Below are 19742 nucleotides of genomic sequence, written 5' to 3'. Positions count from 1 at the left end.
ACGAACCGGCCATCCCGCGTTTTACCCAAAAACCACACACGACGATGAAGACCATCCTCCTGACCCGCCGCGCCGGCCTCTCGCTGGCCGCGACCTGCGTCTTGCTGGCCGGCTGCGCCGCGCCGAAAACTCCGCCGCTTTACCAGTGGACCGGATACCAGCGCGGCGTCTACGACTACTTCAAGGCCGAAAAATCCCCGCAGCAGCAACTCGACGCGCTCGAAAAGGCGCTGCAGGACATCCGCGCCCACGGCCATCGGCCGCCGCCGGGCTTCGAGGCGCAACTCGGCGTGCTGTACGCCGAACTCGGCAACGGCGAACAGGCGATGCAGGCGTTCCAGGCCGAGAAGGACAGCTTTCCCGAAGCGGCGCCGTACATGGATTTCCTGATGAAGAAATCCGCCGGCAAGGCGCCGGCCAGCGACACGACGGCCGCGGCCAGCGTCGCCCCCGAACCGGCCGGCCTGGCCGCGCCCACCGCCCCGACCGCCACCCACTGACGCGAGAGACCCATGTTCCAACGCATTTCGTTCAAGTTGCTCGCCGTCGCGTTGCTGGCGACGCTCGGCGCCTGCGCGGCGCCCGTCAAACAGCTCGACTACACGGCGTTCAAACGCAGCCAGCCGCGCTCGATCCTGGTGCTGCCGCCCGTCAACAACACGAATGACGTGAAGGCCAGCATCGGCGTGCTGTCCGGCGTGACGTTGCCGCTCGCGGAGTCGGGCTACTACGTGGTGCCGGTCGGCGCGATGGAGGAAACCTTCAAGTACAACGGCCTGACCACGCCCAACGACATCGCCGAGGTGGCGCCGGCCAAGCTGCGCGAGATCTTCGGCGCAGACGCGGCGCTGTACATGAAGGTCACGCGCTACGGCACGGTTTATCAAGTGATCGACAGCAGCACGATCGTGTCGGTCGATGCCAAGCTCGTCGACCTGCGTACCGGCGACGTGTTGTGGACCGGTTCGAAGAGCGCGACCGACAAGGAGCTGGGTGGCATCAACGGCGGCGTTCAAGGCGGGGGAATGGTCGGCTTGTTCGTGAGCCTCGCCGCGACGGCCGTCAAGCACGTGGCCAAGACGGTGAGCGACGAGAGCATCGATGTGGCCAGGCTGACCAACGACAAGCTGCTGTCGGCGGGCACGCCCAACGGGCTGTTGTATGGCCCGCATTCGCCGAAATTCGGGACCGACTGAAGCCGGCGTATCCGCGACGAGGCCAGGGGCCCGCGCCCGGCCGCGTCCGCCGGCCCCGGTGGGCGCGGCTTTTCGAAGGTCGCGCTCGCCGTTACACATTTCTTCTCCCCCCGCTGTCCCGTTTCCCCGCCTCGCGTGTCACCCCATCGAGAACCGCCCCCGCAGGGCGGTATGATCGCGACTTCGTTCGCCGCGCCCAACCCGGCCCCGACTCATTTGCCGGCCGCGCCGCGAACCCGCCTAACCGCGCAACGCCGAGCCGTCGCGCAAGCAGTTCAGGCGAGCTGCCGCCCCAAGCCGCTGCCCGCCTGCGGGATGTTGATGGAGAACCTGTTGAAGAATCGTCCGACCCTGACCGCCGCGAGCGCGGCGCCGGCCGCATGAGCGCCGTATTCGACCGCTGCCGGCGGGTCGGGCCGCTGATCTCGCGCATCGTGTGCGCGATCGGCGGCGGCTACGCGCTCGGCGCGCTGGCCAGCGTGGCCGCGCTGGCGCTGCCGATGGCGCGCCCGCAAGCCGTCATGACCGGCATGCTGGCCAGCTTCGTGTTCTATACCGGCGCCGTGATCTGGGTGTTCCTGGCCCGCAGCGCGACGCGCGCCTGGGCCGGGCTGCTGGCCGCCGCCGCGCCGCTGGCGCTGGCTGCCGTGCTGGTGTCTACCGGAGCGATCGCCCCATGAGCGCCACGCCCGTTCAAGCGCCGAAGCCGCGCGGCGTGCGCCAGAGCATGTCGGATCTGCACACCTGGGCCGGCCTGTTGTGCGGCTGGATCCTCTACGCGATGTTCCTGACCGGCACCGTCAGCTACTTCAAGGACGAAATCTCGCAGTGGATGCGCCCCGAGTTGACGCACCAGCAGCGCACGCCCGACCCGGCCGAGGTGGCGGCGCGCGTGGTGGCGCAACTCGGCACGCTGGCGCCGCAAAGCACGCAGTGGGGCATCACGCTGCCGACCGACCGCAGCAACGTGGCCGGCACGTTCTGGCGCCTGACGCCGGCCGAGATGGGCAAGGGCCGCTTCTTCGGCGAGGCCGCGTTCGATCCCGTCACCGGCCGGGTCACCCAGGCCCGCGACACGCTCGGCGGCGAATTCTTCTATCGGTTTCATTTCCAGTTCTTCTACATGTCCCCGGTCTGGGGCCGCTGGATCGCGGGCGTGTGTGCGATGTTCATGCTGGTGGCGATCGTCAGCGGCGTGATCACGCACAAGAAGATCTTCGTGGACTTTTTCACGTTCCGCTGGGGCAAGGGGCAACGCTCATGGCTCGATGCGCATAACGCGCTGTCGGTGTTCGGGCTGCCGTTCCATCTGATGATCACCTACACGGGGCTGGTCACGCTGATGACGATGTACATGCCCTGGGGCAACCAGATGGCGCTGAAAACGCCCGAGCTGCAAGCCGCGTTCAATTCGCAGATCAGCGCATTCATCCAGCCCGGCACGCCGAGCGGCACGCCGGCCAGGCTCGCGCCGGTCGAGCCGATGGTCCGCGTGGCGCAGGCGCGCTGGGGCGAGCAAGGCGTGGGCATCGTCACGGTGGTGAATCCCGGCGACGCGGTCGCGCGCGTCGCGGTGGCGCGCGCCGAGGGCGGGCGCGTGTCGTCGAGCCCGCAATACCTGTTGTTCAGCGGCACCACCGGCAAGCTGCTGGAAGTGCACGACCGGGTGGGCGGCGCAGCCGAAACGCGCGGCGTGCTGTACGCGCTGCATCTGGGCCGCTTCAGCGATCTTCAACTGCGCTGGCTGTATTTCCTCGTCAGCCTGGCCGGCACGGCGATGGTCGGCACCGGCCTCGTGATGTGGACGGTCAAGCGCCGCCAGCAATTGCGCGATCCGCTGCGTCCGCATCTCGGCTTCCGGATCGTCGAGCGGCTCAATATCGCGAGCATCGCGGGGCTGTCGGTGGCGATGACGTCCTATCTGTGGGGCAACCGCCTGCTGTCGCTCGGCATCGCGCATCGCGCCGACGCCGAAATCAACCTGTTCTTCGGCGTGTGGGCCGCGACCTTCCTGTATGGGCTGGTGCGCCCGGCGCGGCGCGCCTGGATCGAGCTGCTGTGGCTCGCGGCCGCGCTGCTGGCGCTGTTGCCGGTGCTCAACGCGCTGACCACCGATCGCCCGATCTGGCGCAGCGTGGCCGATGGCGACTGGGTGTTCACGGGCTTCCAGTTGATGATGTGGGCGTTCGCGGCGCTGCATGCGCTGCTGGCGATCCGCGCGAGCCGTCATCGCGCGCGCCCGCGTCCGGTGGGCCGGGCCGGCAAGGCCGCCGCGCCGCGTGCGTCGGTGGCGATGCGCAAGGAGGACACGCCGTGAGCATGCTGCTGATGATTCTGGTGTGTCTGGCCGCATTCGCCTGCCTTGCGCTGGCGATGGAGCGCCATCAAGACACGGTGTTCGGCCGCCCGCTGGCCGCCACGGCCACGCGCGCGCTGCGCTGGGCCGGCTGGGCCGGTTTGCTGCTCGGCTTGTGGCTGACGGTCGCGGTGCGCGGTTGGGCGATCGGGCTGGCGACCTACAGCGGCGTGACGAGCCTCGCGGCCGGCATCGTGATCGGCGTGCTGATTGCCGTCGAAAGAAGGTCGGCCGCGCGCTGAGCGGCCGAGGCGGGGCGCCCGGTCCCGCGTGTCACCGAGCCCGCGCCACGGCGCGCGGGCCATTCCCGCTCATGACTTGAACGCGTCGCGCTCGCCGAATTGCAGCGCGGCGAGCTGCGCATAGAGCGGCGACGTCTGCAGCAACTCCGCGTGACGCCCCTGCGCGACGATCGCACCCTGTTCGAGCACGACGATCCGGTCCGCCTGCTGCACGGTGGCGAGCCGGTGCGCGATGACCAGCGTGGTGCGGTTCTGCGCGGCGTTGTCGAGCGCGGTCTGCACCAACCGCTCGCTGGCCGCGTCGAGCGCGCTGGTGGCTTCGTCGAGCAGCAGGATCGGCGGATCCTTGAGGATCGCGCGCGCGATCGCGATGCGCTGGCGCTGGCCGCCCGACAGCCGTACGCCGCGCTCGCCGAGGAACGTGTCATAGCCTTCCGGCAATTGCTCGATGAAACCTGCGGCCGCGGCCATCTCGGCGGCGCGCTTCACCTGGGCCAGCGTGGCGTCGGGCATCCCGTAGCGGATGTTGTCGAGCACGCTGCCCGAGAAGATCACCGATTCCTGCAACACGATGCCGATCGCCTGGCGCAGGTCGGCCAGCGCGATGTCGCCGGTCGGCACGCCGTTGATCAGGATGCGGCCCGATTGCGGATCGTAGAAGCGCAGCAGCAACTGGAACAGGGTGGTCTTGCCCGCGCCCGACGGCCCGACCAGCGCGACGTGTTCGCCGGGCCGCACCTCGAGCGAGAAGCCCGCGAGCGCCGGAGTGCCTGGCCGCGACGGATAGGCGAAGCCGACGTTCTCGAAGCGGATGCCGTCGCCCTCGGCGGGCAGCGCCACGGTGGCGGGCGCTTCTTCCACCGGCGAGCGCGCGGCCAGCAGTTGCAGCAGCCGTTCGGCCGCACCCGCCGCGCGTTGCAGGTCGCCCCACACCTCGGCCACCGCGCCCACCGCGCCGGCCGTAAACACCGCGTAGAGGATGAACTGCGAGAGCTGGCCCGCGGTCATCTGCCCGGCCAGCACGGCCTGCGCGCCGAGCCACAGCACGAACACGATCGCCGAGAACACGAACACGATCACCACTGCCGTCAGCGACGCGCGGGCGCGGATGCGCGTGAGCGCCGTGTCGAACGCGGTTTCGACGGCGGTGCCGAAGCGTTGCGCCTCGTGCCGCTCCTGCGTGTACGACTGCACGGTCGGCATCGCGTTGAGCACCTCGCCGGCCAGCGCGCTGGCGTTCGCCACCTTGTCCTGGCTGGCCCGCGACAGCTTGCGCACGCGCCGCCCGAACATCACGATCGGCGCGACCACCACCACCAGCGTCGCGATGATGTAGGCCGACAGCACCGGGCTGGTCGTCACCAGCATCGCCACGCCGCCCACCGCCAGCAGGAAGTTGCGGAAGCCGAGCGACAGGCTGGTGCCGACCACCGTCTGGATCAGCGTGGTGTCGGTGGTCAGGCGCGACAGCACTTCGCCGGTCTGGGTCGTTTCGAAGAACTGCGGGCTCATGCGCGTGACGTGGTCGTACACGGCGCGCCGCAGGTCGGCCGTCACACGTTCGCCGAGCCACGACACCCAGTAGAAGCGCAGCGCCGTGGCCGCCGCGAGGATCAGCGAGACCACGAACAGCGCGATGAAATAGCGATCGATATGGGTGCGCTCGCCGCTGGCGAAGCCGCGGTCGATCAGGAAGCGGAACGCCACCGGCAGCACCAGCGTCGCGCCGGCCGAGACGACCAGCGCCAGGAAGGCGAGCGCCCAGCGGCCCGTGTAGCGGCGCAGAAACGGCAAAAGATCGAGCAGCGGGGCCACGCGAGGCGCGCGGCGGTTGGCTTCCGGCATGAGAATCCTGGGTGAAAACAGCGAGGGCGTGGTGGGGGGGCGCCGCCGCTTCAGCGCGCGGCGTCGTTCCCGGGCAGGGCGTCAGCGTAGCGGTTTCCGCGCGGGCGCGCGACCGCTTCCAGCAGGCGCCGGCCGGTGGCGGTCAGCGCGGGCAGGTTCAGGCCCCCGCCGCCGGGCTTCAGCGCGACCAACTGGTGCGCGAGCAGGGTGCTCAGTTCGGTGCGTGTCATGTCGATCTGCTCGGGGGTGCTGTGGATCAGCAGCAGCGTCGACAACTCATGAAGGCTCAACATGGTCGGTTCTCGGCAGGAGGGCGGGTGTCATGCCGGGATGACGTTCGGGCGCGGCGAATATTGTGGCGGCGATCGAATATCGTGACGCGATGGCCGAAGGGTAATCGGCTCGCGCTGAAAGTTTGTTAATCGAGCCGATATTCCGTTAATCGCGATGCTGCATGGCAGCTTGTCATCAAACGGCAATTCACGACTGTATCGGTAGTAATCCTATTGATTGCACGGCGATTTTCCGATTTTTTGAAGCGGAAAATTATTCCTGGCTAAGTTCATGATTATTAATATGAAGTCAAAATTTCCGAATCGATTGAAACGCCAATTCAAGGTTTACCGTTTCTTTCATTTTTCCCCTAAAGTTGCGATGCCATGGACGTAGGCGTCCTACGGGGCAGAACCTGAGAAGAAGGAAAGACATGAGCACGGCGCCGTTCGGCGGCGTCCTGTCCAGCTTTGCGAGTCCGCAGGGAGCACCGGCGGGACTCGGCGGGCTGGCGGGTTCGCTTGCCACCAATATCGCGAGTCAAGTCGGCCCGGTGGCCGCGCTGGCCGGCCACGTCGATACCGTGCAACGCGCGGTGCAACTGGCGCAAACCGGTTTCTCGCTGCTGCAGCGGCCGCCGGCCGCGATCGCCGATTCGATCAATCAGGCGGTGGGCAGCACGGCGAAGCTCACCCAGATGAACCGCTACGTCACGCTCGACACGCCGCTCGGCGAGGACGTGCTGCTGGTCAGCGTGGCGGTGGTGGACGAGCACGTGAACCGCCTGCCCGAGATGCATCTCGACCTGCTCTCGCACCGCAACGACCTCAAGCCGGCCGACCTGATCGGCCAGCAGGTCCGGCTCAAGTTCGACCCGCAATCGAAACAGGCGCTGCTGGCCGCCGCCACCGCCGTGAGCGGCGACGAGACGCGCTATTTCGACGGCTTCGTGTCGTCGTTCGACCGCGTCGGCAACCCGGGCAGCGTGACCCAGTACCACATGTCGGTGGTGCCGTGGTTCTGGTTCCTGACGCGCTCGACCGATTGCCGCATCTTCCAGGAGCAGACCGCCCAGGACATCCTGTCGACCGTGTTCACCGATCACGGCTTCAGCGATTTCGCGTTCGACATCCGCTCGGCGCAGAAGCCGCTCGAGTACGTGGTGATGTATCAGGAGTCCTACTACAACTTCTGCGCACGCCTGATGGAGCAGGAGGGGCTGATCTGGACGCACCGCTACGAGAAGGACAAGCACATCCTGGCGATCGGCGACGGCAACGCCCTGTTCCGCCCGATCGAGGGGCTGGCCAGCGTGCCGTACGCCGACAGCGCGTCGAGCGAATACAACGGCATCGATCAGCTCAACCAGGGCGGCCATTTCGGCGTCGGCAAGATCACCTATCGCGATTTCAACCACCAGACGCCGTCGTCACCGCTGATGATGGTCGAGGTCGAATCGACGCTCAAATACGCCCGGCTCGCCACCACCGAGCGTTTCGAACATCAATCGCTCTACGATCACGCCGCGGACGGCGACCGTTACGCGCTCCAGGCCATCGAGGCCGAGGAAGCGGAGGGGCAGCGCTACACGGGGCAGGGTTACGCGTGGCGCATGACCACGGCCGGCAGCGTCAGCGTGACGGGCCACCCGGTGGCCGCCGACAACCAGGCCTACGTGATCCTGCAGGTGCGCCACGAGGCGGTCAACGATTACGCCCAGCACGCGGCCAGGCTGCCGTACCGCAACAGCTTCGTGCTGCTGCCGCAGAAGGTGGCGTATCGCGCGCGGCGCGTCACCGCCAAGCCGCTGATCCAGGGCACCCAATCGGCCATCGTGGTCGGCCCGGACGGCGAGCAGATCCACACCAACGGCAGTTGCGTGAAGCTGCATTTCCTGTGGGACCGGCGCGGCAAGCTCGACGGCTCCGATTCGATGTGGATTCGCGTGTCGCAGCCGTGGGCCGGCGCCGGCTGGGGCGCGGCGGCGATCCCGCGAATCGGCCAGGAAGTGCTGGTGGCGTTCAACCAGGGCGACCCGGACAACCCGGTGATCGTCGGGCGCGTGTTCAACGGCGACCAGGGCAACCCGTACCACGGCGCGGCCGGCCAGACCATGGGCATCAAGAGCCAGACCCACAAGGGCGAAGGCTCGAACGAACTGCGCTTCTCCGACGTGAACGGCAGCCAGGAAGTGTTCCTGCATGCGCAGAAGGACATGAACACGGTCATCAAGGATGCCGAAACGCACACCGTGGAGGCCGGCCCGCGCACCGTCTCGCTGCTCAAGGGCAGCGAAACCAAGCAGATCGCCGAAGGCGGCATGACCGAGACGATCGCGCTGACCCGCGACACCACGGCGAACGTCATCAACACCAAGGCGATCGCCAGCAAGGCCGGCCCCGGCATGCAGAGCCACCAGGCCAGCGACGGCATCGAGCACCGGGTGGGCGACAGCGTGCTGACCATGACGCCCGACGGCATCAAGCTGAGTCACGGCCCGTCGACCATCCTGATCAACGCGAACGGCATCTATCTCGACGGCCCCGTCATCCACCTGAACCAGGGCAGCGTGCAGACGCCCGAGCAGGCGCTGGCGCTGCAATGGGCGGCGGCGCAGGCCATGATCGCGCAGGGCCTGGCCAGCAGTGACCCGGCCACGCGCGCGGCGGCCGGCAAGCTGGCCGAATCGCTCAAGGCGCAGCAGCTCGCCAAGCTGGCCGATCACGTGTATCACCCGAACGATCCGCCGCCCACCGGCTGGAAGGCGATCGGCAACGATCCCGAGGCGCTGAAGGCCTACGGCCTCAAGCCGAGCGACCTGCAAAAGCCCGGCAGCAACTTCGGCGCGCAGATGTACGCGCCCGACCCGAACGTGTTCGGCAACAGCCTGAAGCCGACCATCGCGTTCAAGGGCACCCAGCAACTGTTCGGCGAGGACATGAGCAACAATCTCGCGCAGGGCCTGGGCTCCGATTCGCCGTACTACCGCAACGCGGTCACGATCGGCAAGGACATCCAGACCACCGGCGCCGCGTCGGCCGTCGACTTCACCGGGCACTCGCTCGGCGGCGGGCTGGCCTCGGCCGCCTCGGAAGCCAGCGGCTCGTCGGCCGTCACGTTCAACGCGGCGGGCCTCGATCCGGGCACGGTCGCGCAATACGGCGGCACCGCGCAGGCCAGCAACATCACCGCCTATCGCGTGGACGGCGATATCCTGACGGGCATCCAGGAAGGCCGGCTCGGCCCGATCAGCGACGGCACCGCCGCGCTGATGCCGAAGGCGGTCGGCACGCCGGTGACGCTCGACGGCACCAGCGTGACCACCGTCGGCCGCCATCTGATGGGCGAGGTGTCGAACGGCCTCGGCCAGCAGGTTTCGAAGGACGAATTGAATCTCGCCTCCCATCTGAATACGTCGAATTGAATTGATGCGATACAAGAACGCGATTGCCGCCGGCACCGTCGCTGCGCTGATCGGCGCGGCGCTGCCGCTCGGCTGGCCCACTCAAGCCCAAGGGATCACCATGACCGGCTTTCAACGCTATGCACCGGAAACCTTCTTTTCGGGGCAGCAGCTCACGCTGGCCCAGGCCATTCACGACGGCAACCTCGGCAGCGTGCAGCAGCTCGCGCCGAAGACGGACCTCAACGCGCCCGGCGCGAAGCACGTGACGCTGCTGTCGTACGCGGTGCAGGAGATCGTGCCGGTCAAGAACGACGCGGCCAGCCCGCGCTACCAGATCATTTCGGTGCTGCTGAAGCACGGCGCCGACCCGAAGGCGAGCCTCGGCCCCGACGGCGGCTCGGTCGCCGAAATCGCGCTGCGCGCCGACACGCCGAACCTGCTGCGCGTGCTGCTGAACGGCGGGCTGGACCCGAACTGGCTCTACAACGGCGACACGCCGATGCTGTTCGAGGTGGCCGAGAACAAGCTGCTGCCGCAACTGACGCTGCTGATCGAGCACAAGGCAAACGTCAACGCACGCGATTCGCTCGGCAAGACGGCGCTGTTCCAGGCGACCATGATCCAGCAGTGGGACACCGTCGATTACCTGCTCGCGCACGGCGCCGACCCGAAGCTCGCCAGCGAATTGGGCGTGTCCTATGGCTGGGTGCTGCAGAACGAACTGAAGAATCACGCCGCGCCCGATTCGCCGGCCGCCGCGCGTATCGAACAGATCCGCCGCAAGATCGTCGCGGCTGGCGCGCCGTGGCCGCCGCTCGATCCGAAGGCGCAGCGCGCGGCCATGCGCGCGCGCGGCGAGAAGGTCGTGACGCCGGCCGGCCAGGCGGATTGATGGCGGACCTGATCGAAGCGTTGCCGAGCGTCGGCCGGCGCGCGGTGCTGGGCGCGTCCACGGCGGCCTACGTGCTGTCGCTGCTGCTGCCTGCCATGTACTTCGAGAAGGAACCCTCGCTGAGCGGTCTGGCGTTGCTCGGGCAGGGCTGGTTGGGGTTGCTGACGCTGAACCCCGCGTGGCTGGCCAATCCGCTCTGCGTGTGGGCGGCCGTGCAGCTTGCGCGGCGGTGCTACGGCCGGGCGGCGGGTTTCGGCGCCGCCGCGCTGGCGTGCGCGCTGTGCTCGCTGTTCACGAAGAACTGGTATTTCAACGAGGCCGCCGCGACCCCGATCGCCGGCCTCGGGATCGGCTTTTATGTGTGGCTGCTGGCGCTGGCGGCGTTGCTGCTGGGCAGCCTGCGCCTGCGCCGGAGCGCCGCCGCGCACTGACCGGCGCGTGCGCTCGATTCGATTTCCCTCTCATACGGGCAGCTTGCATGACGGATTCCGACAACCGCATCCGCATCCACGAAGGCAGCATCGCGTTGCCGGCCGGCTTCGAGGATCGGACCACCAACCTGTTCGTGCCGGCCGACACGGCCGCGCAGCCGAACCTCAGCGTGGCGCGCGACTGGCTCGACGACGGCGAGGCGCTCGGCCCTTACGTCGATCGCCAGAGCGCCTTGCTCAAGTCGAGGCTGCAAGGCTATCGCCTGATCGCGCGTGTGGCGGAGCGGCTCGGCACGGAGGAGGTCGGTATCGCAGGCGAGCGAATCGACACGGCCTACCGCAACGGCGCGAAAACCGTATTCCAGCGGCAGGCGGCGTTCATCGTCGCGCCGGGGCGCGTGCTGATCTTCACGGCGTCGAGCGCGAAGAGCTTCGGCGACACCTACAACGCACTCTGGCGCGACTGGCTCGACGGCTATCGGCCGGATGCACCGGCGCCGGCCCAGGCCTGACCCGCGAAGGAGACGTATCGTGTACGAAGCGGCCCGCGTCACCGATCCGATCGAACATACCAGCGCGCTCACCGGGTTTTTGGTGGGCGCCGTGCTCGGCATTGCCCTGATCGCCGCCGTGGCGTTCGCCACGTTCACCTGCGGCTTCGGTGTGGCGCTGCTGGCCGGCATGGCCGCCGGCATCGGCGCGCAGGTGCTGTTGTCGCTAGGGGAATCGATCGGGAAGATGTTCAGTTCGCAGTCGGGCGCGATCACGCTCGGCTCGCCGAACGTCTACGTGAACGGCAAGCAGGCCGCTTATGCCACGCTCAGCAGCGTGTCGTGCAGCAAGCACAACCCGGTGCCGCTCGTCGCGCAGGGCTCCACCAACATCTTCATCAACGGCAAGCCGGCCGCGCGCAAGGACGACAAGATCACCTGCGGCGCGACCATCTCCGACGGCTCGCACGACACGTATTTCCACGGCGGCACCCAGACCTGCCTGCCGATCGACGACGAGGTGCCGCCGTGGCTGCGCACCGCCACCGACTGGGCGTTCGCGCTGGCCGGGCTGGTGGGCGGGCTCGGCGGCTTGCTGATGGAGGCGGGCGGACTGTCGAGCGCCGTGCTGCCGTGCGCGGCGAAGTTCATCGGCGGCTATGTGCTCGGCGAGGCGGCAAGCCGCTACGTGATCGGCCCGGCCATCAACAGCGCGATCGGCGGGATGTTCGGCAACCCGGTGGACGTCACCACCGGGCGCAAGATCCTGCCGGCCGAATCCGAAACCGATTACGTGATTCCGAGCCCGATGCCGGTGGCGATCCGGCGCTTCTATTCGAGCGACCTCGATTACGCCGGCACGCTCGGGCGCGGCTGGGTGCTGCCGTGGGAACTGCGGCTGCATGCGCGTGACGGGCGGCTCTGGTACACCGACGCGCAGGGGCGCGAGAGCGGCTTCCCGCTCCTGAAACCCGGCCAGGCCGCGTTCAGCGAGGCCGACCAGCGCTACCTGACCTGCACGCCGGACGGCCGCTACATCCTGCACGACGTGGGCGAAACCTATTACGACTTCGGCCGCTACGAGCCCGGCTCGGGCCGCATCGGCTGGGTGCGCCGCATCGAGGATCAGGCCGGCCAGTGGTGCCAGTTCGAGCGCGACAGCCGGGGCCGCGTGCGCGAGATACTGACCTGCGGCGGCTTGACGGCCGTGCTCGATTACGAGCCGGAGCACGAGCGGCTCGCCGGCGTGTCGCTCGTCAGCGGCGACCAGCGCCGCCTCGTCGTCGCGTACGGTTACGACGAGCACGGGCAGATGGCCGCCGTGACCGATGCGAACGGCGCGGTGGTGCGCCGCTTCACCTATGCCGACGGGCGCATGACGAGCCATTCGAATGCGCTCGGCTTCACGTCGGGCTATACGTGGAAGGCCGTGGACGGCGCGCAGCGGGTGGTTGCGACACATACCAGCGAAGGCGAGGCCTGGGCGGTCGAGTACGACATCGAAGGCCGCCGCACGCACGTGCGGCACGCCGACGGCCGCCACGCGCAGTGGCGCTACGACGCCCGATTCCGGATCGTCGAATACGTCGATTTCGACGGCCGCTGCTACGGGCTCAAGTACAACGACGCCGGCATGCCCGTGATGCTGACGCTGCCCGGCGAGCGGACCGTGGCGTTCGAGTACGACGAGGCCGGCCGCATCGTCGCCGAAACCGATCCGCTCGGCCGCACCACGCGCACGCGATATGACGGCAACAGCATGCGGCCCGTCGAGATCGTCGCGCCCGATGGCGGCGCCTGGCATGCCGAATACGACCGCCAGGGCCGCTTGCTGCGCACCCGCGATCCGCTCGATCGGGAAAACCGCTACGAATATCCGAAGGCATTGAGCGCGCTGCCGAGCGCGCACCTCGACGCGCTTGGCGGGCGCAAGACATTCGAATGGAACCGGCTAGGCGAACTGGTGGCCTACACCGATTGCTCGGGCAAGACCACGCGCAGCTTCTTCGACGCGTTCGGCCTGCCGCTCGCGCGCGAGAACGCGCTCGGGCATCGCGTGACGTTCGACGTGCGTCCGACCGGCGAGGCGCGACGCGTCACCTATCCCGACGGCAGCACCGAAAGCTACGAATACGATGCCGCCGGGCTGATGATCCGGCATATCGGCCTGGGCGGGCGCATCCAGGAATCGCTGCGTAACGCGCGCGGGCAACTGGTGGAATCGATCGATCCGGCCGGCCGGCGAACCCGCTATCACTACGACGCCGAGGGGCGGTTGCGCGAATTGCAACAGGCGCACGCGCGCTATGCGTTTACGTACAGTGCGGGCGGGCGGCTCATCAGCGAAACGCGGCCCGACGGCGTGCTGCGCCGCTTCGAATACGGCGAGGCCGGCGATCTGGCGGCGCTCGACGTCGTCGGCATGCCGGACGATCGCGCATCGGCCGATCGCCCGGTCCGCACGATCCGCTTCGAGCGCGACCGGATGGGCAACCTGTGCGTGCAGCACACGCCCACCGACGTGACTCGCTACACGCGCGATGCGGGCGGCCGTTTGCTCGAAGTCGCGCGGGCGCCGACCGCTGCCGGGCTCGCGCTCGGCATCGCGCCCGACACGCTGACGTTCGACTACGACAAGGCCGGGCGGCTGACGGCCGAACACGGCGCGAACGGCAGCGTGCAGTACACGCTCGACGCGCTCGGCAACGTGACGACGCTCGCGTTGCCGCACGAGCAGACCTTGCAGATGCTGCGCTACGGCTCGGGCCACGTGCACCAGATCCGTTGCGGCGATCGGGTGATCAGCGATTTCGAGCGCGACGACCTGCATCGCGAACTGACGCGCACGCAGGGCCGGCTGACCGAGCGCACCGCCTACGACCTGCTGGGCCGGAAAATCTGGCAATCGGCCGGGTTCCAGCCCGACGCGCTCGCGCGCGGGCAGGGGCAGGTCTGGCGCAACTACGGCTACGACGCCGCCGGCGAACTGGCCGAGAGCAACGACGGCCTGCGCGGCAGCACGCAGTACAGCTACGATCCGGCCGGCTACCTCACGCGCCGCGTGAATACCGCCGATCGCCAACTCGAATCGTTCGCCTGGGACGCCGCCGGCAACCTGCTCGACGATGCGCAACGCAGCAGCCGCGGCTATGTCGAGGGCAACCGGCTGCGCATGTGGCAGAACCTGCGCTTCGAGTACGACCCGTTCGGCAATCTGGCCACCAAGCTGCGCGGCGCGAACCAGCGCCAGCAGTTCACGTACGACGGGCAGGACCGCCTCGTGGCGGTGCGCACGCAGGACGCGCGCGGCGTGGTGGAGACGCGGTTTGCCTACGATCCGCTTGGGCGGCGTATCGCCAGAACGGATGTCGTTTTCGATATCAGCGGCACAAGGTTGCGCGCCGAGGCAACGGGGTTTGTGTGGGAAGGGTTGAGGCTCGCGCAGGAGGTTCGCGAAACCGGCGTGAGCAGCTATATATATAACCCCGATGCACCTTACGAACCCGCTGCGCGGGTTGATGCGGTGCGAGCCGAAGCACTCGCGAATGCCGCAATCGACAAGGCCAAGCATGCCGCGCGTATCTTTCACTTTCATACCGATCAGGCGGGTGCCCCCCAGGAAGCAACGAACGAGGCGGGCGATATCGTCTGGGCCGGACGCTATTCCGCTTGGGGCAAGGTCGTGCCGAACCAGGCACAGCCGGCTCCTGCACGGATCGATCAGCCACTCCGTTACGCCGGGCAATATGCTGATGAGCGTACCGGGTTGCATTACAACACGTTCCGTTTCTATGATCCGGATGTCGGACGGTTTATCAATCAGGATCCGATAGGCTTGATGGGGGGCTGAACCTCTACCAGTACGCACCCAATTCAAATGCATGGACCGATTGGTGGGGGCTGGCCGGGAGCTATACTCTCGGCTCCTATCAGATTTCTGCGCCACAACTGCCGGCTTACAACGGGCAGACCGTCGGGACCTTCTATTATGTCAGTGACACGGGCGGGCTTGAATCCAGAACATTTTCGTCCGGAGGCCCTACCCCGTATCCGAATTACGCCAATGCCGGGCATGTGGAGGGCCAATCTGCTTTGTTCATGAGGGATAACGGGATTGCGGATGCTTTGGTGTTTCATAACAACCCGGAAGGGACATGCGGGTTTTGCGTCAACATGACCGAAACGTTGTTGCCAGAAAATTCAAAACTTACCGTTGTCCCGCCCGAAGGAGCGATACCGGTCAAGCGAGGCGCCACCGGCGAGCCTAGAACATTCACGGGAAACAGCAAATCTCCCAAGTCCCCCACCAAAGGAGCATGTTGATATGTATGCAGACGATTTTGATGGCGAAATTGAAATCGATAATTTGAATGAATTGGTTGAATTTCTCCACAAGAAACCAGCCTTCGATTCGAACAACTTTACGCTGACATTCGAGGATGATGGGTTTCCCCAGTTGAATATTTTCACCAAGAATGAAATTGCCGTCGTGTATTACATGGACGCTGGTGAAAATTTTGTATCGCAAGGTGAATCCCTGGTAGATGGAGTCGAGACATTCTATGAAAACAAGCTCGGGGGCGAAGTCCAACTCTCGAAAAGCTGCGTGGTGAGCAAAAAGGCAATGATTGAAGGGGCAACGCAATTTTTCTCTACAAAGCAACGCCCAGACTCCTTATCGTGGGACGAACTCTGAAATGGCATGTCATTGGTCTTGCAGCCCTGGTCATCGCGCTCGTGAAGTATGAAACAGCAAGATTTCGAGGTGCTCCAGACGGCGCGACGCCTGCACGACGTCGGCTTGAAGATCAGCGATTCGAATGGCGACACAACGTTGCCGGTATTCGATTTCGTGAAGCGGATGAACTACGAGAATCGCACCGTCCTGACGGTGGAGTGCGTGACGTCGCTTGCGGAAAGCAGCATCGGGAATTATGCGTTCGATAAATCGCATGGCGAACGTCATCGAATCTCGATCGATGCAGCAGGCAGCATCGGCTTCGACGAACAGGGCATGCAGATCGCCATACCGGCTGAGGTCGTCGGCACGGGCGAGTGGGAACTGAACGTCATCGCGTTCCTGCAAACCCCGGCGATCGGCAAGCAGGTCGGCTTGGACGAAGGGCGTCAGCGCTTGATCAAGTCGTCGGAGCTGCTGGTCGTCTACGTGGTGTTTTGCAAGATTCCGGGTACGCGGATTCAGCCCGCCGCGAATCGATATCTTTTCGACAGTTACGGGAATCTGGGGTTTGTCGCCGTTGATATACCGCGTTTCAATGCGTTCGTTCGCGACACGCTGGGCGCCGGGCGCCACAATATCGTCGACGCGCTCACCACGACGGAACTGGCCGGCGATTTGTTCGACCGCGGGTTGATGGTGCTGTGCTGGGGCATCACGCCGTGGCTGTACATGATCACGTCCCATGGTCCGGACGAATCGGTGATGTTCTTTCTCGACAACATCGCGCCTGCGTGTCGGGGAGCGTATTTTCTTGACGGAGCAATCGAGCGGGTGTCGGTTATTCCGGGGAATGCCTTGACTGATTGGGATACCGAATCGCCGGGCGGATGGCCGAGTTTGACGGTCGAGGGAGAGGGCGATGTCGTTCGGCTCGATCTTTATATCGCAAAGACGGTGGATGCCGCGACGGGTGGGTTTGTTCCGGTGCCTTACTTCAATTTGGTCAGAACGAGTGGCGAGAAGCGTTCGGAGCCGATTTTGAGTTTCGATGCCCTGGCCTGAGGGTGACGGGTTTGGCCATGCCTTTGATGTCCGTCTACCCGGAGCGAGCGATCGCGGCCGTGATTCGCTTACGCTGCGGTGACAAAGTATGTTCGCAATTCCTTTCCGCTAGCGCGAATTCGCGCGTCTAACTCTGCAACGTTCAAGTCGATATTGCCGGCGAAATGAGCGCGCGATTTTTCCAGAATCGAGCGATTGAAAATCGTCAAACGAGTATCTGTAAATGACGATGCGCCTCGGCAGATTTAGAAAATTTGAAATTCGATGTCATTGCCACCGGTCGGTGGGCGGATCGGCAACCTGGAATGCCAATGCGCCCGGCTCGTTTTCATTCGAGACCGGGCGTGTCGATGGCAGCACCTACACGGTCGTCTACGCCACCGGTAGGCCGCTCGCATCTCGGGACCATTGCGCGCCGGCAAGGGCTACCGCTGCCAGCGATGCCGCATCGTTCCGCAACGACATGGCATGGCTTGGGCAAACGTCGCATCCGTTTTTGAATGTCGGCGCGACCTCCATGCACACGGCCCAAGTTCGCCGCGGCGATTGTCTCCCCATGATTGGCAATTGATTTTTTAAACTGATTTAAGTCCGATACGCCAATAAATGGATGGGTGACGCGGAGGTTGCGGCCGCAACGGTCTGACAAATTGCGTGATCGTGATCTTTAATGCGGATCTCGTCATCTTGCCTGACGATTTGTCGACTTTTGTCTTGGAGCATTGCGTCGTTGATTCTGATGCTATTTCATTACGTTTTTATTACTTCTGATTGCTAAGTGCTTTCATGAAGTTTGTTTGTCCATACTAAAAAAGACGATCATGAAAAATGTGGAGACAAGGCTGCGAACGGGGATTGCTTTCGCCTTTAAATCCGGCATCCGGTTTGGGATTTTGCTCGTGCCGGCGGCAGTCCAACTGGCTGGGTGCGGCGATGACGAGACCTCGTCGTCACGCACGCACGGAGTCGCTCAGCCCGGGGCGTCGGGCCAGACGACACCGCCCATGACCGTGACGACGGCACCCGCGCCGGCGCCCTTTGCTCCGCCGACTCCGGTGGCGGCAGTGGGTGCGCAATATGAACGCTCACCCACCGATTTGCCCTATCCGAAGCTGGCCACGCTGTATCCGGGACATGACGGCCCCACCGTCGGCGACGGCATGGTTTTACCGTGGCTGTCGATGCGCTCGCCGCTGAAGCTGAACGTGAGGGTGCAAACGCCGTTTGACACCGATCAGGACGGTAAGCCAGACCAAATTGCACTGCGCATCGTGCAGCCTGCAGAAGTGGCGGAGGGGCTCAAGACCCCTGTCATCGTGCGTCCATCGGTGTATTACGCCGATCCGGATTACGCGGCAAAACAGCGTGCGCCATTTCTCGGCGAAGCGGACTACTTGCGGATGGGATTCACGATCATCTATGTCGATTCGATCGGCACCAATCAGTCGGACGGTTGCTGGTCGGTAATGGACCGGACCGAGCGCGAAGCGATGGCGAGTGTGGTGCGCTGGCTGACCGGCGATCCCGTTGCGCCGGGCTACGACGAGCAAGGCAAACCGGTCGCGGCGTCCTGGTCGACCAAACACGTTGCAATGGAGGGGATCTCGTACGGTGGCACCTTGCCGACAATGGTGGCCGCCACCGGCGTGCCGGGCCTCGAGGCAATCGTACCGGTGGCCGGTATCAGCAGCGGCTACGACTATTTCCGTTACAACGGTGTCGATCCGGCAGACCGAATCAAGCTCGGCCCTTACATGCAATGGGAACAGTCTGCCGCGCGCGCCTCGCTTTGCGAACCCGCGCGATTGAAGGCGGTGGTCGATTCCGACAACAAGACTTACGCGTACAACGATTTCTGGAAGGCACGCAATATCGTGTCGCGCGTCGACCAGATCCGGGCAGCCACGCTGATTGCGCAGGGGCAGGCCGACAACAACGTGAAGACGAAGAACGCGACTCAGTTGTACGACGCGCTCTATCGGGCCAGGAAACCGGTTCAGCTCTGGCTGCATAGCCGCGATCACAATGATCCTGCCTGGCAAAAGGAATGGCAAAAACAGATCTTGATGTGGTATTCGCGCTATCTGTTCGGCGTGAACAACGGCGTCGAGAAGCAACCCACCTATGTGCGCGAAACGCCTGCGGGCGACATTCCCTCCGGCACGACGCTGAACCCTCAACGAGACGACACGAGCAATTCGCTGGTTGGGCACTGTGACAACCCGGCTCACAGCACGAGAGACTGCATTCCGACGGGCGAACTTTTCATCAAGGAAGACGCGTGGCCAAAGACGGTCGATACGTCCTATTACCTACGCGACAACGGCCGCACGGGCGGATTGCTGACGCCCGGCACGACAGACGGAGCGCGGCTTGCCTCGGTCGATTTCAGCGAGACATCGGCCGTGACTTACGAGACGAAACCCCTTGCGAACGCGACCCGCTACGCCGGTGCGATTCGGGTAGCGATGCGCGCTCGCTTCGTGCCTGCCGTCACCAACATCAAGGCGACGCTGTCGGTGGACGGGAACGACGTCACGTGGGGTTGGGCGAATCCGCGCTTCTACAAGGGGCTGGACGTCGAGCAGGCGATCGCAGCGAACGCCGACTACGACTTCTCGTTGGAGATGATGCCGCGTGATTTCACGGTGCTGCCGGGTAGCAAGGTCAAGTTGAAAATCGAAGGCTATCAAGGCACCGCACTCGTCACGCTCGATTTGTTGCATACCACGCTCGAGATGCCGGTTGTACCGAAGGCACATGTTGCGGCAGTCATGATGGTGCAGTAGCGCAAGATTCGGCGCCGTTGCCGCCGGAAGGCTCGAATCGATCGGTTGCGTGATGGTTCGGGCCGGATCGTTGTAGTT

General features: G+C 65.3%; 15 protein-coding genes and 1 pseudogene. 14 read left to right on the top strand and 2 right to left on the bottom strand.

Annotated elements, in window-relative coordinates:
- Positions 1 to 44 precede the first annotated feature (44 nt).
- From AB4850_RS07685 to AB4850_RS07665, 5 genes are all read left to right on the top strand, one after another.
- Positions 45 to 500, top strand: coding sequence for a DUF4810 domain-containing protein (locus AB4850_RS07685; RefSeq protein WP_414439225.1), 456 nt, complete (start codon positions 45 to 47; stop codon positions 498 to 500).
- Positions 501 to 512: 12 nt separating this feature from the next.
- Positions 513 to 1196: a DUF799 domain-containing protein gene (locus AB4850_RS07680; protein WP_414439224.1), complete on the top strand. Its 684-nt coding sequence runs from the start codon at positions 513 to 515 to the stop codon at positions 1194 to 1196.
- Positions 1197 to 1576: 380 nt separating this feature from the next.
- Positions 1577 to 1876: a DUF3649 domain-containing protein gene (locus tag AB4850_RS07675; protein WP_414439223.1), complete on the top strand. Its 300-nt coding sequence runs from the start codon at positions 1577 to 1579 to the stop codon at positions 1874 to 1876.
- Positions 1873 to 3513: a PepSY-associated TM helix domain-containing protein gene (locus tag AB4850_RS07670; protein ID WP_414439222.1), complete on the top strand. Its 1641-nt coding sequence runs from the start codon at positions 1873 to 1875 to the stop codon at positions 3511 to 3513. The genes AB4850_RS07675 and AB4850_RS07670 overlap by 4 nt, the downstream gene beginning before the upstream one ends.
- 2 nt (positions 3514 to 3515) lie before the next feature.
- Positions 3516 to 3794: a DUF3325 family protein gene (locus AB4850_RS07665; RefSeq protein WP_414439221.1), complete on the top strand. Its 279-nt coding sequence runs from the start codon at positions 3516 to 3518 to the stop codon at positions 3792 to 3794.
- Between the two features lie 69 nt (positions 3795 to 3863).
- Here AB4850_RS07665 and AB4850_RS07660 read toward each other — a convergent pair whose 3' ends face one another.
- Positions 3864 to 5639 (bottom strand): ABC transporter transmembrane domain-containing protein, encoded by a 1776-nt coding sequence (locus tag AB4850_RS07660; RefSeq protein ID WP_414439220.1) that lies wholly within the window; start codon positions 5637 to 5639, stop codon positions 3864 to 3866.
- A 50-nt stretch (positions 5640 to 5689) separates the two neighbouring features.
- Entirely contained in the window at positions 5690 to 5932 is a 243-nt protein-coding gene (locus tag AB4850_RS07655; RefSeq protein ID WP_414439219.1) for a hypothetical protein, read from the bottom strand.
- A 413-nt stretch (positions 5933 to 6345) separates the two neighbouring features.
- On the opposite strand from AB4850_RS07655, the gene tssI reads away from it, so the two are divergent.
- The 9 genes and pseudogenes from tssI (at position 6346) to AB4850_RS07610 (ending at position 19664) form a co-directional block, all read left to right on the top strand.
- Positions 6346 to 9336: a type VI secretion system tip protein TssI/VgrG gene (gene tssI, locus AB4850_RS07650; RefSeq protein WP_414439218.1), complete on the top strand. Its 2991-nt coding sequence runs from the start codon at positions 6346 to 6348 to the stop codon at positions 9334 to 9336.
- 4 nt (positions 9337 to 9340) lie between these two features.
- Positions 9341 to 10210, top strand: a complete 870-nt coding sequence (locus AB4850_RS07645) for an ankyrin repeat domain-containing protein (protein WP_414439217.1) — start codon at positions 9341 to 9343, stop codon at positions 10208 to 10210.
- Positions 10210 to 10641, top strand: a complete 432-nt coding sequence (locus tag AB4850_RS07640; RefSeq protein WP_414439216.1) for a hypothetical protein — start codon at positions 10210 to 10212, stop codon at positions 10639 to 10641. Before AB4850_RS07645 ends, AB4850_RS07640 begins: the two co-directional genes overlap by 1 nt.
- Before the next feature lie 47 nt (positions 10642 to 10688).
- A complete protein-coding gene (locus tag AB4850_RS07635) occupies positions 10689 to 11153 on the top strand; it encodes a DUF1795 domain-containing protein (RefSeq protein ID WP_414439215.1) in 465 nt (154 codons plus the stop codon).
- 19 nt (positions 11154 to 11172) lie between these two features.
- Positions 11173 to 15455, top strand: a pseudogene (locus tag AB4850_RS07630) (DddA-like double-stranded DNA deaminase toxin).
- 1 nt (position 15456) lies between these two features.
- Positions 15457 to 15828 carry a hypothetical protein gene (locus AB4850_RS07625; RefSeq protein WP_414439214.1) on the top strand — a complete coding sequence of 124 codons (372 nt, stop codon included), beginning with the start codon at positions 15457 to 15459 and terminating at the stop codon, positions 15826 to 15828.
- Positions 15829 to 15876: 48 nt separating this feature from the next.
- Positions 15877 to 16875 carry a hypothetical protein gene (locus tag AB4850_RS07620; RefSeq protein ID WP_414439213.1) on the top strand — a complete coding sequence of 333 codons (999 nt, stop codon included), beginning with the start codon at positions 15877 to 15879 and terminating at the stop codon, positions 16873 to 16875.
- Positions 16876 to 17098: 223 nt separating this feature from the next.
- Complete coding sequence (locus AB4850_RS07615) at positions 17099 to 17446, top strand: hypothetical protein (RefSeq protein ID WP_414439212.1); 348 nt, start codon at positions 17099 to 17101, stop codon at positions 17444 to 17446.
- A 259-nt stretch (positions 17447 to 17705) separates the two neighbouring features.
- A complete protein-coding gene (locus tag AB4850_RS07610) occupies positions 17706 to 19664 on the top strand; it encodes a Xaa-Pro dipeptidyl-peptidase (protein ID WP_414441983.1) in 1959 nt (652 codons plus the stop codon).
- Positions 19665 to 19742: the final 78 nt, after the last annotated feature.

The sequence above is a fragment of the Burkholderia sp. 22PA0106 genome (assembly GCF_047497155.1).
Classification (GTDB): Bacteria; Pseudomonadota; Gammaproteobacteria; order Burkholderiales; family Burkholderiaceae; genus Burkholderia.
The sequence above is the reverse complement of the archived record's forward strand: the minus strand, read 5'-3'. Positions and strand labels throughout refer to the sequence as shown.